The organism is Herbaspirillum sp. SJZ106 (assembly GCF_006715495.1).
Lineage (GTDB): Bacteria > Pseudomonadota > Gammaproteobacteria > Burkholderiales > Burkholderiaceae_D > Herbaspirillum.
Map to the genome: position 1 here is coordinate 1 of NZ_VFNI01000007.1, position 15823 is coordinate 15823.

The 15823-nt window shown below is 61.6% G+C and carries 11 protein-coding genes; 6 read left to right on the top strand and 5 right to left on the bottom strand.

Features of this window, described 5'->3' with window-relative positions:
• The first annotated feature begins 631 nt into the window (after positions 1-631).
• On the top strand, positions 632-3025 hold the full coding sequence (locus FB598_RS18515) for a P-loop NTPase fold protein (RefSeq protein WP_183405896.1): 2394 nt from the start codon (positions 632-634) through the stop codon (positions 3023-3025).
• Positions 3026-3228: 203 nt separating this feature from the next.
• Here the strand turns inward: FB598_RS18515 and FB598_RS18520 are convergent, their stop codons facing one another.
• From FB598_RS18520 to FB598_RS18530, 3 genes are read right to left on the bottom strand one after another with little or no spacing between them, the layout of a single operon-like run.
• Positions 3229-3819: a dihydrofolate reductase family protein gene (locus FB598_RS18520; RefSeq protein WP_141917488.1), complete on the bottom strand. Its 591-nt coding sequence runs from the start codon at positions 3817-3819 to the stop codon at positions 3229-3231.
• A 29-nt stretch (positions 3820-3848) separates the two neighbouring features.
• The gene (locus FB598_RS18525; protein ID WP_141917490.1) at positions 3849-4325 is read right to left on the bottom strand and encodes an SRPBCC domain-containing protein; all 477 of its coding nucleotides are present in this window, start codon (positions 4323-4325) and stop codon (positions 3849-3851) included.
• Positions 4315-4683: a helix-turn-helix transcriptional regulator gene (locus FB598_RS18530; protein WP_141917492.1), complete on the bottom strand. Its 369-nt coding sequence runs from the start codon at positions 4681-4683 to the stop codon at positions 4315-4317. The genes FB598_RS18525 and FB598_RS18530 overlap by 11 nt, the downstream gene beginning before the upstream one ends.
• 295 nt (positions 4684-4978) lie before the next feature.
• On the opposite strand from FB598_RS18530, the gene ribA reads away from it, so the two are divergent.
• The 3 genes from ribA (at position 4979) to FB598_RS18545 (ending at position 9920) form a co-directional block, all read left to right on the top strand.
• Positions 4979-5662: a GTP cyclohydrolase II gene (gene ribA, locus FB598_RS18535; RefSeq protein ID WP_141917495.1), complete on the top strand. Its 684-nt coding sequence runs from the start codon at positions 4979-4981 to the stop codon at positions 5660-5662.
• Positions 5663-5794: 132 nt separating this feature from the next.
• The gene (locus FB598_RS18540) at positions 5795-6958 is read left to right on the top strand and encodes a GTP-binding protein (RefSeq protein ID WP_141917498.1); all 1164 of its coding nucleotides are present in this window, start codon (positions 5795-5797) and stop codon (positions 6956-6958) included.
• 127 nt (positions 6959-7085) lie between these two features.
• Positions 7086-9920 carry an EAL domain-containing protein gene (locus FB598_RS18545; RefSeq protein WP_141917501.1) on the top strand — a complete coding sequence of 945 codons (2835 nt, stop codon included), beginning with the start codon at positions 7086-7088 and terminating at the stop codon, positions 9918-9920.
• A 47-nt stretch (positions 9921-9967) separates the two neighbouring features.
• On the opposite strand, the gene FB598_RS18550 is transcribed toward FB598_RS18545, so the two are convergent.
• Together FB598_RS18550 and FB598_RS18555 are read right to left on the bottom strand one after the other, a co-directional pair.
• A complete protein-coding gene (locus tag FB598_RS18550; protein ID WP_141917504.1) occupies positions 9968-10903 on the bottom strand; it encodes an AEC family transporter in 936 nt (311 codons plus the stop codon).
• A gap of 88 nt (positions 10904-10991) precedes the next feature.
• The gene (locus FB598_RS18555; protein ID WP_141917506.1) at positions 10992-11696 is read right to left on the bottom strand and encodes a GntR family transcriptional regulator; all 705 of its coding nucleotides are present in this window, start codon (positions 11694-11696) and stop codon (positions 10992-10994) included.
• Positions 11697-11926: 230 nt separating this feature from the next.
• On the opposite strand from FB598_RS18555, the gene mnmC reads away from it, so the two are divergent.
• Both mnmC and FB598_RS18565 read left to right on the top strand, forming a co-directional pair.
• Complete coding sequence (mnmC, locus tag FB598_RS18560) at positions 11927-13900, top strand: FAD-dependent 5-carboxymethylaminomethyl-2-thiouridine(34) oxidoreductase MnmC (protein ID WP_141917509.1); 1974 nt, start codon at positions 11927-11929, stop codon at positions 13898-13900.
• Positions 13901-14129: 229 nt separating this feature from the next.
• On the top strand, positions 14130-15737 hold the full coding sequence (locus FB598_RS18565; RefSeq protein WP_141917512.1) for an NAD(P)/FAD-dependent oxidoreductase: 1608 nt from the start codon (positions 14130-14132) through the stop codon (positions 15735-15737).
• Positions 15738-15823 lie beyond the last annotated feature (86 nt).

Genomic DNA, 15823 nt, shown 5'->3' on the forward strand with positions numbered 1-15823 from the left:
CACCGCAGGCTACGCTGCCGGCAACAACCCCAGCACCACTGCGGCTTGCCGCTTAGACTAACTTTAAGTCTGGACCAGTTGTTTCAGGCCGGTCAACGATGCGAAGCCAGGCACAAGAGACGGGCGGACTCTGAGAGATTCGTCTCGTGCATGGCTCTTTAGCGCCTTGCTTTGGTGTGACGCAGAGAATGCGGAAACTCGAAAACTCGCGATCTTTCACGTCTCGGAGAATCAAGAGTCTTACTATGCAGTTCGATATTGGATAGTCGTTGCATGTTATCGGCAACGAGTTACATATCTTTCAGAGATTCTTGATCTCGCAAGAGATGATTCGACGGCAACAGTTCGGTTATTAGTACAAGTCATTCTTGAGCAGCGGAGTCGTGATTTTATTCGTGAATGGACGGAATATTTCGAATCTAAAGATTACGAGATCATAGACGCGATGTTGTGGGCGCTGCGGATAGTGCCTGTTTTTGATCTGATTCCCGCCATTTGCACCGTGATTGAAGTCCGATCATTTCGCGACGACGCAATTAGGAATGCCTTCTTTGCCTTGTCGTATCCAAGATCTCCACAGATTGCTATACCAATACTTTTACAGTCCCATACCCTCTCTGAAATTTTGCGCTTGGCCATCAACTCCCTTGCGAAGCCAGAGCCTCGATCCGTAGAACATCTTTCCTATTTTCTAAGCCATCTAGATCAGAAAGAATTGCTCTCAGCGCTTCGTGATTATAAGAATAATGGCACCCATAGCAATATCACGGAGCTTCTTCTCGCACGCATCTTCCCAGAAGTTAACGGCGAGCGCGATCTTGTTGCTGGTTACGCATCAGATTCGATCAATGTTAGTTCTGACAGGCTTGGCATTTCGATGGAGGTTGGTGTGTTGACAGCCATCATGATGGCAAAAGCTGTCAAGCCTCCGCTAGCAATTGGCCTATTTGGGAATTGGGGAACGGGGAAAAGCTTCTTCATGCAGTCGATGAAGCTACGTGCTAAGCAGCTGGAAGCAAAAGCAAAGAAAAATGAGAGTTCAAATTTTTGCTCAAAGATTGTGCAAGTCGAATTTAACGCATGGCACTATGTTGATACCAATCTATGGGCAAGCTTAGCGACCTTTATTTTGGATAGCTTAGCTCGAGAAGTAAAGGAGCCGGGAACGGAAGAGGACAGCGAGGCGACGTTGTTCTCTAGTTTAGAGCTGGCAAAAAGTGATAAAGATATTGCTCAAAAAGAAAGCGATGTGGCTACTAAGCGGTTAGAGGAAAATGAAAAAAGCCTGCTATCACTTCGAAATGAGAAAATGGCTAAAGAACTGAGCCTGGCTGACATACAGATAAAGGATTTCATAGATCAAGTTGCAAAAGATGAATCTGCTCAAAAAATTAAATCTGCACTAACTGACCTTGGCATTTTTACTACTTGGAAAAATGTCGAAGAGTTCGAATCCGCTATTGCGAATGCGCGAAGCACTGGTGGAAGAATTTGGGCATTGGGGAGTGCATTGACTGTACGTCCCAACTTTTTCTCGCGTACTACATTCATCTTACTGTTGATCTTTGTCATCCCCGCTCTACTCTACTTCGGTCTACAGTTCGTATCGATCGACGTATTTGCAAAAAAGGTTTCTGCTATTGCAGCGCAGGTTAGTACTATATTTATTGGCCTAACACTTTGGTTGAAAAAAGGCATAGATTTCGTCAAGGGAAATCTTAAAAAAATTGAAGAGGCGAAGGAGAAATTTGATAAGCAGGTCGTTAAGTTTAGGGAAAAATTAACGCAAGAGGAGCAGATCCTCTTAAATGAGATCGATACGCTCAAAGCTCATGAACAGGTTGCTCTAGCCAGGGTTGGCGCTGCCACCAGTAAAGTATTAGAAATTGAGACACGACTATTAGAGTTGGAAAAACAGAAGAGCTTGACTCATTTTCTTAAAGAGAGAACAGAATCTGAAGACTATAGGAAGCATCTCGGGTTGGTTTCGACCGTCAGAAAAGACTTCGAGGCATTGGCAACAAAATTAAGCATGGAGAATGCCGTAGTCAAAGTTGATCGCATAATTCTTTATATTGATGATCTTGATCGGTGCCCAGCAGATAAAGTCGTAGATGTATTGCAAGCTGTACATTTGCTGTTGGCCTATCCGTTGTTCGTGGTGGTGGTAGGTGTAGATTCACGTTGGCTACTTCGTTCACTTAGACTTCATTTCCAAGAACTAGGATTTGAAGAAAAGAAGAACGAGTGGGCTGCTACGCCGCAGCACTATCTCGAGAAGATATTTCAGATTCCTTATTCACTTCAGCAGATGAGTAATAAAGGATATGTTTCGTTAATTGAGCAATTAATGGCAAATCCGAATAACGTAGATTCCACGCAAAATGAACGAGAATCGAATTTGCACCACGCCCCTGGCGTTAAAGAAAACGGTGCACCGAATAAAGCAGAGACTAAAAATATTGGCAGAGATCCTACAGGCGAATTATCTGACCATACATCAAACGATCGTGATTTTGCCGCGCAAGATGAAGCGGAGGATGACTTTGTGGTTGAGGAAAATGCATTGATCATCAGGGAATGGGAGATGTCATTTGCACAACAGCTAGGAAATTTTATCCCGTCGCCGCGTGCTGCTAAGCGGCTGTCGAATCTTTATCGAATTCTAAAAGCTCGGGTATCCTTGGCAGATCTAGGCAAGTTCGAAGGGAGTGCTGAGACCAAAGGTGAATTTCAGATCCCGATGTTATTGCTGGCTATTCTCATCAAGGATTCATACGCTGCCGCAATGTGGTTCCCTATGCTGGAAAAGAAAGCAAGAAGAGTTGAATCCATGCGGGAGGTTTTTTCTGAGGTAGCGGGTGAATTTCAGCTTATCTCCGCAACATTGCGAGACGATGTGCTAGATATCATCGATTCTTCTGACGTGTCGGATAGTCCAGACCTCTTGACGGAATGGATCCCTTTTGTCAAAAGATTCTCTTTTGATCAATATGATGCAATGGGCAACATATTCGAAAGATAGATACTCCATATGGCGATGAAGTCCTTGAAGAGCTTCTTTCCAGTTTTCGAAAGCAATTGGAGGCTACGCGCTCGCAAAACAAGTCTCATCATCTTGTATAAGAAATCTCAGTTACTTACAGAAATTTTCTTTCTCGGTACGTAGAAAATCTCAACATCTTCTTTTCTTCACAAGCGGCGATCCCATCGCCGGACGCGGCCGGGCTATTCCGGCCGCGCGTAATGCAGCAGGACCACGCCGCATGAGAATGGCCTGGCATCGACCAGCCGCAGTGGAATGGCGCCGCCGATGTCCTTGAGCATGCCGCGGCCGTTGCCGAGCACGGCCGGATTGACCAGGAAGTGAAATTCGTCGATCAGTCCGGCAGCCGCCAGCGCCGAAGCGAAAGCCGGCCCGCCGTAGGCGAGCATGTCCTTGCCCGGCTGGCGCTTGAGGTGCATCACTTCTTCCACCAGATCCCCTTTTGCCAGCACCGTATCCGGCCAGCGCGACTGCGGCAGCGTATGCGTGAACACGACCTTGCGCATGGCGACAATCTGCCGGGCGAACGCATTGCGCGCGTCGCCGGGCTGCTCTGCGACTTGCTGCCAGTGCGCGTAGAAGCCTTCTTCCGCCATCACCCGGCTGAGCAGGAGCGTATCGGCCGATGCGGTCAGCTCTTCGTGATGCCGGCGCAGCGCCTCGTCCCAGCGCCAGGGTTCGCCCCAGTTCCACGTCATCCAGCCGGTGTCGCCGTTGGCGTCGGCGGTGAAGCCGTCGATTGAAACCTGCATTTCCAGTTTGAGCTTTCTCATTCGAGTCTCCTTGTCGCAACCGCAGCGGTTTATCGGGCGCTCCGTCCGCCGAGTTCGCCGAGCAGCGCGCCCAGCCGCTCGAAGCCCTGGCTCCAGCCGCCTTCATGCCCGTCGCGCGAGGCATCGGATGTGAAACCTTCCTGGCGGAAAGTCATTTCAGTCTTGCCATCGAGATCCTTCAACACCACCGTGACCAGGGTTGGCGGCCCGGGTTGGCCATCCTGGTCGTCCCAGGCATGGGTGAACACGAGTTTCTCTCCGTGCACGATCTCGCGGTAGACGCCGCCCAACCACAATTCGGCGCCGTCCGGCGCGATCATGCATGCGCGCCAGGCGCCGCCGGGGCGCAGCTCGCCGCTGCTGTGGCTGATGTGGAAACCATGCGGCGCCGACCAGCGTTTCAGGTGTCCGGGATCGGTCCAAGCCGCGAACACGAGATCGCGCGGCGCATCGAATACGCGCGTGATGGTCAGCACGCGGCTGGCGGGGGCGGTTTCATTTTCCATGCGGTTTTCTCCGTTGCGGCAGGTGTCCTTTCTGGTCCTGTTGCAATTGCTCCAGGTATGCGTCGAGATTGTCGAAGCGCTGTTCCCAGTAGAGGCGATATTGTTCGATCCAGTCGCAGGCTTCTTGTAGCGGCTGCGCCGCCAGCCGGCACGGCCGCCGCTGCGCGTCGCGCCCGCGCGTGATCAGGCCGGCGCCTTCGAGCACCTTGAGATGCTTGGTGACGGCCGGCAGGGTCATGTCGAACGGCGCCGCCAGTTCGTTGACCGTCGTTTCCCCCAAGGCGAGCCGGGCGAGGATGGCGCGCCGCGTCGGATCGGCGAGCGCTGCGAACGTGGCGCTGAGCTGGTCGGTAATCATGTTTTATACTAATTGGTTAATTTACCAAAAGGTAAAATAAAAAAGAGCGGTCGTCAACCGCAACCGTACCGGTTTCCGGCTCCCGCATATTGCAAAACCGCAGAGCTGCCTTCATGTGCATGCTTTCAGGCATTCCCGGCCGCAAGCGCGGCGGGGGACTTTTGTCCGCCACCCGTTCCATTTCCTTGCATATGCCCTTTTGCACCCCCTCAACGACCGTCGGGCCGCGCTGAAATAAACCCGGCAGCAGGGTAAGATACGCGGTTCACCGCATCCGTATTGAAAGCAGGTTGTCATGTCGTCACCGATTGAGCCCGGCGCCGTGCCGGAAGAAAAACTCGAATTCGTCAGCTCGTGCAAGTTGCCCACGCCGTGGGCGACGTTTGAACTGCATGCTTTCTACGATGAGGTTTCCGACAAGGAACACCTGGCGCTGGTCTTGGGCGATGTCGGCAACGGCGAGCCGGTGCTGGGCCGGGTGCATTCCGAATGCCTGACCGGCGACGGGTTGTTCTCGCAGCGCTGCGATTGCGGCGCCCAGCTGGAAGCGGCATTGAAGAAGATCGCCAAGGAAGGCCGCGGCGTATTGTTCTACCTGCGCCAGGAAGGGCGCGGCATCGGCTTGTTGAACAAGATCCGCGCCTACCATCTGCAGGACCAGGGCGCCGACACTGTCGAGGCCAATGAGCGCCTGGGTTTCCCGGCCGACATGCGCCGCTACACCATCGTGCTGCCGATGCTGGCGCACCTGAAGGTCACCAGCCTGCGCCTGATGACCAACAACCCGCGCAAGGTGAAGGCGCTGGAAGACAACGGCATCCCGGTGGCCGAGCGCATCCCGCTGATCGCCAACCACAATCCGTTCAACATCGGCTACCTCGGCACCAAGGCGCGCAAGCTGGGCCACCTGCTGCCCGGCGTGGGCAAGGCCGGAGAAGCGCCCGCCAAGGTGCCGCTGGACGCGCACGACAACGAGTAGGAGCGCCGCAAGACGGACCGCGCGCGGTCCGTTTTTCATGGCGCGCAGTCCTCCGCAGTCTTCTTGACGCATCGGTTAGCATGGAGGTTCTCGCGCCGATTCCGCCCCCTATTTCTTCCCGAGCATGCCATCATGAACCCATCCGTACCCGCCGGCGATGCGCCGATTCCCGTTTCCCTGCTGACCGGTTTTCTCGGCAGCGGCAAGACCACGCTGCTCAATCACCTGATCGCCCAGCCGGAGATGAAGGACACCCTGGTCATCATCAACGAGTTCGGCGAGATCGGCCTGGATCACCTGCTGGTGGCCCACAGCCAGGAAGACACCGTGGTCGAGATGAGCAGCGGCTGCCTGTGCTGCACCATCCGCGGCGACCTCAAGAAGACGCTCAAGGACATCACCTGGCGTTTTGCCGAAGGGGGCCAGCGCAAGTTCAACCGCGTGGTGATCGAGACCACCGGCCTGGCGTCGCCGGTGCCTATCCTGCATACGCTGATGACCGATGTCTTCATCGCTTCGCGCTACCGGCTGGACGGCGTGATCGTCACGGTCGACGCCGTCAATGGCATGGCCACGCTGGATAACCACGTTGAAGCGGTGCAGCAGGCCGCCGTTGCCGACCGCCTGCTGCTGACCAAGAGCGACCTGGCCGACGCCGCCCAACTGGCGCAATTGCGCGAGCGCCTGCGCGCGCTCAACCCGGGGGCGCGGCAACTGCTGCCGCAGCATGGAAAGATTTCGCCGTCCGAACTGCTGGATGCGGGTTTGTTCAAGCCGGGCGAGAAGATGCCCGATGTGGCGCGCTGGCTCAACGAGGAGGCCTTTGCCGGGAAGACGGCGCACGATCATCATCACCATGATCATGGGCACGCCCATGGTCATGACCATCATGATCACGGCCACGACCACCATGACCATGCGCACGACGTGAACCGCCACGACGACCACATCCGCGCCTTCTGCTTCACTTTCGACGAGCCGATCGATCCGGCCCTGTTCGACGAATGGCTGAGCTTGCTGGTCGGTTTCAAGGGCCCCAACATCCTGCGCATCAAGGGCATCCTCAACCTCAAGGGGGACGACAAGCCGACCGTGATCCACGGCGTGCAGCACATCTTCCATCCGACCGCGACGCTGCCCGAATGGCCGTCCGGGGATCGCCGCAGCCGCATCGTCTTCATCACCCGCGATATCGAACGCGCCACCATCGAACGCTCTTTCGATGCCTTCATGCAGGCGCAGGCGATCGAGCAGGAAGAACGCAAAAAACAACAATCGGCGCCATACGGCTACTGAACCGGGACGGCGGCGGGCCGGCCGTTCATTCCGGCATCGGCCGCCGATAAAAATAAATCTGGTGTTTTTAATAATTTGACGAAGACCAGATTATTATCGGTATCGTTAAAAAGATAACGATTCGGTTATGCGGCGTGTGATCAACAAGCTGGGGGCAACGTTGTCGGCATCGCTTACGCTGATGCTGGGACTGTGCGCAACCACGTTGGTGTTCATCGCCACCAGCCACCTGGAAGACGACGCCGTCAGCCTGGATTTCGACCGCCGGGCGGCCTTGCGCACCTTCACCGTGCAGCGCGGCCTGGAAGAGGCCGTGCAGGTGTTGTCGACGATCAACCATTTCTACGCCACCGTCGGCGATCCCACCCGCCAGCAATTCCGCAACTTCACCGAGCCGCTGCTGGAGCGCTATCCGTATGTGCGCGCCTTCGCCGTCCACCGCTTCGTCGCCGACGACGACCGGCAGGTGTTCGAAGCCTTGCGCCAGGGCATTGCCCCCGATTTCCAGATCACCACCCTGGCCGACGGCAAGCAGGAGCGGGCGCCCCAGCGTCCGTTCTACCTGGTGGTCGATTACATCGAGCCGGTCAGCAGCAACCGGTCCGCGCTGGGCCTGGACATGAGCGCCAACCAGACCTTCAGGCAGGCATTGGAAACGGCGCTGGCCAGCGGCCGTCCGGCATCGACGCTGCCGATCCGCCTGGTCCAGCTGGGGGCCGACGAACGCGGCCTGCTGTTGTTGCAGCCGGTCTACCGCGGCGGCATCCAGCCCAACAATGTCGATGAGCGGCGCGCCATCATGATCGGCGACACCGCCGCCGTGCTGCAGGTGACCGAATTGGTGAGCAAGATCCTGGACGGCGCCGGTTTGCTGGGCGACGAGCAGATCGGCCTGCGTATCTTCGTCGGCCCGCAAGCCGATGAGTCCAGCCTGGTGTACCGCCATGACAGCGCGATGGTGCAAAGCCATGCGCAACTGGCGGCGCTGGGCAACCTGTTCCGTGAACCGTCCAGCATCATGACCAGCTTCGACATCGCCGGCCAGACCTGGCATGTGGAAATCAGCACGCCCCCGCGTTCGGTGTTTTCCGACCATTACGGCTCGCTGCTGATCTTGCTGGCCGGCATCATTTCCTCCCTGCTGGGCGCGGCCTACCTGCGCGCGCTGGCGCTGCGTTCGGATCGCGTGCAGCGCCTGGTCGAGGAAAAGACCGCCGAGCTGCGCCACACCAATGCGCTGCTGTCCGACGATATCAAGGCGCGCCGCCTGGCCGAGCGCGCCCTGCAACTGCGCCACCAGGCCATCGAAGCCAGCGCCAACGCCATCATCATCCTCTCCGCCCAGGAACCGGATTACCCGATCGAATACGTCAACCCGGCGTTCGGCCGCATCACCGGCTACAGCCCGGCCGAAGCCATGGGCCGCAGCATCCGCTTCCTGGAAGGACGCGACAGCGACCCCGGCGGCTTCGAAGCCGTGTGGAACGCCATGCGCGAGCAGCGCGAGTACAACGTGGTGCTGCGCAACTACCACAAGGACGGCTCGGAGCTGTGGAACGATTTCTACATCGCGCCGGTGAGGGACGACAACGGCGCCGCGACGCACTTCGTGGCGGCGCTCTACGACATCACCTCCATGAAACGCTACGAGGCCGAACTGGAATTCCAGGCCAGCCGCGATACGCTCACCGGCCTGATCAACCGCCACATGCTGCGCCACCACCTGGACCAGGCCATCGGCAACGCCGAACGGCAGAAGCAGGCGCTGTGGCTGGTGTTCGTCGACCTCGACCGTTTCAAGTTCGTCAACGACACGTTGGGCCACAAGGCCGGCGACACCCTGCTGCGCACCGTGGCCGGGCGCCTGCGCGCGGCGGTGCGCGAGGCCGACACGGTGGCGCGCCTGGGCGGCGACGAATTCATCATGATCCTGCCCGAGCAGGACGAGCTCACGCTCGACACCCGCAGCCTGCAACGCATCATGGATGCGGTGGCCGCGCCCATCGCGCTGGGCGGCCATACGCTGTTCATGACCTGCAGCATCGGCGTGGCCTGCTACCCGGCCGACGGCATCGACGGCGAGACCCTGATCAGGCACGCCGACATCGCCATGTACCGCGGCAAGCAGACCGGGCGCAACAACTTCCAGTTCTACACGCCGGCCATGAACGAGCAGGCGCTGGAACGCCTGCGCATCGAAGCCGACCTGCGCGGCGCGCTGGAGAACAATGAGTTCCTGCTGCATTACCAGCCCAAGGTCGACCTCGCCAGCGGCCGCGTCGTCGGCAGCGAGGCGCTGATCCGCTGGCAGCATCCGCAACTGGGCATGGTCTCGCCGGCGCGTTTCATCGGCCTGGCCGAAGAGACCGGGCTGATCCTGCCGATCGGCGCCTGGGTGCTGCGCACGGCCTGCGTCCAGTGCCGCCGCTGGCAGCTCGGCGGGCATGACGACATCAGCGTCTCGGTCAACCTGTCGGTGGGGCAATTCCTGCAGAAGGACTTGGTGACCTCGATTGCCGAGGTGCTGGAAGACACCGGCCTGCCGCCGGCCTCGCTGGAACTGGAATTGACGGAAAGCCTGATGATGACCGATGTCGAGCACGCCATCGGCATCCTGGGGGGCCTCAAGGAGCTGGGCGTGCGCCTGTCGATCGACGACTTCGGCACCGGCTATTCCTCGCTGGCCTATCTCAAGCGCTTCCCCATCGACGTGCTCAAGATCGACCGCTCCTTCGTGCGCGACATCACCATCGATGCCGACGATGCCGCCATCACCGCCTCCATCATCTCGCTGGCGCGCCACCTGAAGCTGCGCGTAATCGCCGAAGGCGTGGAAACCGACGAGCAGCTGGATTACTTGCGCCACTACGGCTGCGACGAGATCCAGGGCTACCTGTTCAGCCCGCCGGTGCCGGCCGAGAAATTCGAGCAGCTATTGAGGCAGGAGCGGGCCGTGGTCTGAGCGGCGCGGGCAATGGCCCGCCGGCCTTTTGCCTTGGACGGCCCGCTTCAATGGCGACCGATCCACGCCAGGATCAAGGCCACGGTCGGCAATGACAAGGTAGTGGATACCAGGATCGCGCGCGACATCCCGGCCACCTCGCGCTGATATAACTCGGCCAGCATGAAGGGGCCGGTGCCGATCGGCATGGCCGCCAGCAGTACCGCGCTGTCGGCCCACAGGCGCGGCAGCGGAAACACCCAGTACGCCAGCACCGCCGTCACCGCCGGCTGCAGCAGCAGCTTGAACACCACCAGCAGCGACACCGAAACGCCTTCGTCGTGGCGCACCGGCTGGGCCAGGAACAAGCCCAGCGACACCAGCGCGCAAGGGCTGGCCGCGCCGCCCAGGATCTTGAACAGCTGCTGCACGCCGCTGGGAATGGCCAGGCCCGACAGCGCCACCGCGATCCCGGCGACCGGCGCGATCATGATCGGGTTGCGCACCAGCGAACGGCCCACCTTGAACACCGTTTGCCCCAGGCCGGCCCCGGCATGCAGGCAGGTTTCCAGCAGCACGATGGCGACTGCGAACAGCAGGCAGGCGGTCATCACCATGGCGATCACCGACGGCGGCAGGCCATCGTGACCGAACGCCAGGTAACACAAGGGAATGCCGATGAAGCCGACATTGGCGTAGGACGCGCCCAGGCTGTCGATGATGAGATCGGCCGCGGGGGCTTTCTGGCGTGCGCGTATCCAGCCGGTCAGCAAGAATACGATGGCCACCCCGGCGGCGAACACGCCGATGAAGCGCACATTGGCGAAGTCGGCCGGCGTGAGCCGCGACATCGAATCGAACAGCAACGCCGGCAGGCCCAGGTAGATCACGAAGCGGTTCAGCTCGCTGGCCGCGCCCGCCGAGAGGATATGGCGCTTGCGACAGGCCCAGCCGAGAAAGATCAGCGCGAAGATCGGGAAGACGATATTGAAGATGGCGAGCATGGCGGCGCGCAGCCATGCTGCGCAGGAGGTGATGGTGATTGTCTGTATGGGATAAGCGGCGCCGGTCGGCCCGAGGGCGCAGGCGGGATCAGGCCTGCTTCCTCTTCGATGCGTACTCTTCGCTGGTCAGCACCCGCGCCAGGTGTTCGGCCGCGCTTTCGGCATGCTGGCGCGCCAGCTTGTCGGCCACCGCTGCGCGGCCATCGATGATGGCCTGCAGGATGGCTTCATGCTCGTCCCACACGGCGATGTGGGAGCGCACGTCCGACGAGAGGATGGCGCCCATGGCGCGGCGGATGTGGTGCCAGTGGAGGGCGGTGGTCTCGCCCACCATCGGGTTGCCGCAGCTGCGGTAGATGAACTGGTGGAAGTTCATGTCGGCCACGATGCGCGCCGACAGGTCGCCCATGTCCGAGACGGCGCGTCCGGCGGCGATCAGGGCGCGGCCCTCGCGCTCGCCGGCGCTGCGTTCATCGCCGTCCCGCTTCCAGCGCTCGGCGGCCTCGCGCGCGGCCAGGCCGTCCAGCACCGAGCGCACCTGGTAGAGCTGCATCAGCCTGGTCGGATCGAGTGCCGTCACCATCACGCCTTTGCGCCCGGCATCTTCGATGAAACCCTGGCGCTTGAGCAGCTGGAAAGCCTGCAGGATGGGTTGGCGCGATACGCCCAGCTGTTCGGCCAGGCCTTCCTGCGTGATTTTTTCGTTGGGCGCCAGCGTGCCGGAGCAGATCGCATCCAGGATGGCATCGTAGACCTGCTCGATCAGTTGCGCCGGAGCGTCGATTTTGTACATGGAGCTGCCGCTAAAAAGGAATCGGAATGGTAAGGCAAAGAACGGCGCAAGATGGAAAAACCGGATATCGGGAAAATGTCGGCCCCGGCCGGTTTCCCACAAAACGCCATTTTCGTGTTCTGTATGCAGATTATTGCTGCGCCGCAGCTTTGTCAAGCCGCAGCGTCCGGCGCCAGGCGAGGGCGTAGAATGGCGGCCTTCCAACTGGCCGAACCTGACACCGAAACGCCATGCCCGCCCGTCCCGTCATCCCAGCCTCTGCCAACCTGCTTGCCGCCTGGCGCGCCGACCCGCATAGCGGCGACGCCGGCCATATGGCGCAACTGCTGGCGATGCCGCAAGCCGGATTGGATGCCTGCCTGCAAGAGCAACACAGCCCGGCCATCCTGGATCTGCATTTCGGCGCCGGGCTGGCCTTCCTTTCCAGTTGGCGGCGTTTCGACCGGATGCGCGCGCAGGGCGGGGCGCAGCGTCTGCATTATGTGGCGATCCAGCCGCACCCTTGTACCGTCGAGCAGTTGCTGGCGCTGCATGTTGGTTGGCAAGAACTGGCGCCTTACGCCGACCGGTTGCGCGCGGCATGGCCGCTGTTGCTGCCCGGCACGCACCGGTTGCTGCTGGATGACGGCTGTGTGGCGCTGACCCTGGTGTTCGGCCCGCTCGACGAAGAATTGGCGCGCCTGGAAGCGCCGTGCGACTTGTTCTACCTGCACGGGCGGCAACAGGATTTCGACGCCGCCGCATCCGATTGGAACCCGCATGCCTGCAAGCGCCTCGCGCGCCTGGCCTGGACCGGCGCACGCGCGCTGGTGTTCGACGGCGCGGCCACGGCTGGCGCCATGCGCCAGGTCGGCTTCGCCGGCGCGCCGGCTTTGCCGCCGTTATTACCGCTGTCATTACATTACGCGCCGGCATGGCCGCGGCCGCCCTCGCATGTGGCCGCGGCCGCGACCCCCTTGCGGCGCCAACCGGAACATGCGCGCCATGCGCTGGTGATCGGCGCCGGCCTGGCCGGTTGCGCCATCGCCGAACGCCTGGCAGCGCGCGGCTGGCGCATCGACCTGGTGGAGGCCGGCAACGGGCCGGCCACCCAGGCTTCCGGCAACCACGGCGGGCTGTTCATGCCGGCGCTGGCGCGCGACGACAGCCCGCTGGCGCGCCTGACGCGGGCCGCCTTCCTGTTCGCCGGGCGCCACTGGGAGCGGCTGGGCGGCGTCGGTACGGCGGCGGATGCGGCCATTGCCGGCGAGCGCTGCGGCATCCTGCAGTTCGGCCGCGACGCCAGGCAGGCGCTGTCTTTCGAACAGGGCGCGCAAGACTGGAACTACCCCCCCGAATACGCCCGCTGGATGGACGCGGAACAGGCGCGCGCGCTGCTGGGCATGCCGGTCATGGGCGGCGGCTATTTCTTCCCGCAGGCCGGCTGGCTGAATCCGCCGTCGGTATGCCGTCGCCTGCTGGCCGTGGCGCAGCAGGGCGGGGCGCTGGCCACCCATTTCGGCCGGCAGGCGGCGGCCTTGCGTCGCGACGACGGGCATTGGCAGGCGCTGGATCCGGCGGGGCACATCATCGCGCAAGCGCCGGTGGTGATCCTTGCCGCCGGCGCCCAGGCGCGCGCGCTGGCGCAGAGCGCATCGCTGCCGCTGAACGCGGTGCGCGGACAGGTCACGCACCTGCCGGCGGCAGGGTTTCCCGAGCTGCCGGTGGCTTTGTGCGGCGACGGCTACCTGACCCGTCCCTATGGCGGCAGCGTATGCATGGGCGCCAGCTACGACCGCGACGGCGACACCGGCCTGCGCGCCGGCAGCCATGCCGAGAACCTGCAGCGCCTGCGCAATATGCTGCCGGGGATCGATCAACATTACGCTGTGCCGGATGCGCAAGCGGCCAATCTGCCGGGCCGCGTCGGCTTCCGCTGCATCGCCCCTGACCGCCTGCCGCTGGCGGGCGCCTTGCCCGACATGGAGGCTGCCGCCGCGCTGGCGCCCACGCGGCCGGAAGCGGTGCCGCGCCATGCTGGTTTGTACGGTTTGCTGGGCTACGCTTCGCGCGGGCTGATCTGGGCGCCGCTCATGGCCGAACTCCTGGCGGCGATGCTGGAGCGCGAGCCGCTGCCGCTGCCCCGCGACTTGCTGGCCGCGCTCGATCCGGCACGCTTCGTCTGGAAAGCCGACGCCGGGATCGCGGGGGCCGACGATTGCTGAAGCCGGCCGGGCACGCCGCGGGTTGTTGGCATGCCTGGGGTGCGGCCGTCCCAAAGCGCGGCAGCCCGCCCACTGGGCCGGCCAGCCCCGGCTGGAGTAGAATGTCGCCTTTCGCGCAGCCCGCCTTGCGCCCTGTCCGCCGGGGCCCGCGCCGGGTTCGTCCGCCGGGACGACGCCCTCGGCTGCGCCGCTCCCATGCATTTCAAGCCACACTGGAAAGTCCCCGCACATGTTGCGCATCAATGAGCTATTCCTTCCGCTGGACCATACGGAAGACGACCTGAACGCCGCGATCCTGGAACGCCTGGGCATCGCCGCCGACGAGCTGGTCGGCTTCACGCTGTTTCGCCGCAGCTACGACGCGCGCAAGAAGAGCGCCGTGATCCTCACCTACACCATCGATGTGGAAGTGAAGGACGAAGCGCAGGTGCTGGCGCGCAACAAGAACAAAACCAATGTCGGCCCCACGCCCGATACCGGCTACCACTTCGTCGGCCGGGCGCCGGCCGGCCTGAAGCAGCGTCCGGTGGTGATCGGCTTCGGCCCGTGCGGGCTGTTCGCCGCGCTGGTCCTGGCCGAGATGGGCTTCAACCCGATCATCCTGGAGCGCGGCAAGACCGTGCGCGAACGCACCAAGGACACCTGGGGCCTGTGGCGCCAGCGCGAACTCAAGCCCGAGTCCAACGTCCAGTTCGGCGAGGGCGGCGCCGGCACCTTCTCCGACGGCAAGCTCTACAGCCAGGTCAAGGACCCCAAGCATTACGGCCGCAAGGTGCTCAAGGAATTCGTCGCCGCCGACGCGCCGCCCGAGATCATGTACGTCAGCAAGCCGCACATCGGCACCTTCCGCCTGGTGAAGATGATCCAGCTGATGCGCGAGAAGATCGAGCAGCTGGGCGGCGAATTCCGCTTCGAGCAGCGCGTCGAGGATGTGCTGATCGAAGACGGCCAGATCCGCGGCCTGACCCTGGCCTCGGGCGAACAGATCGCGGCCGACCATGTGGTATTGGCCATCGGCCACAGCGCGCGCGACACCTTCGAGATGCTGTACAAGCGCGGCGTCTACATCGAGGCCAAGCCGTTCTCGATCGGTTTCCGCGCCGAACATCCGCAGTCGCTGATCGACAAGTGCCGCTTCGGCCCCAGCGCCGGCCATCCCATCCTCGGCGCGGCCGACTACAAGCTGGTGCACCACGCCTCCAACGGCCGTTCGGTCTACAGTTTCTGCATGTGCCCGGGCGGCACCGTGGTGGCGGCCACCTCGGAGCCGGGCCGTGTGGTCACCAACGGCATGAGCCAGTATTCGCGCAACGAGCGCAACGCCAACAGCGGCATCGTGGTCGGCATCACTCCGGCCGACTATCCCGGCCACCCGCTGGCCGGCATCGCCTTCCAGCGCGAATGGGAAAGCCGCGCCTATGAACTGGGCGGCGGCAACTACGACGCGCCGGCGCAACTGGTGGGCGACTTCATCGCCAACCGTCCCTCCACGGCGCTGGGCAGCGTGGAGCCGTCCTACAAGCCGGGCGTCAAGCTGGGCGACCTCAACCCGTCGTTGCCCAAGTACGCCATCGACGCCATCCGCGAGGCGCTGCCGGCCTTCGACAAGCAGATCCGCGGCTATTCGATGCATGACGCCGTGCTGACCGGCATCGAGACCCGCACCTCTTCCCCGATCCGCATCAAGCGCGACGACCATACGCTGCAAAGCTTGAATACCAAGGGGCTGTATCCGGCCGGCGAAGGCGCCGGTTATGCCGGCGGCATCATGTCGGCCGCCATCGACGGCATCCGCGTGGCCGAGGCGCTGGCGCTGGATATCATCGGCCGGCAGTAAGGGACTAAGCATCCGGCAGACAAGACAAAGGCCGCTCCGGTTTCCCGGAGCGGCCTTTGTCGTTTGCCTGCAGCTTTTGACTGCTG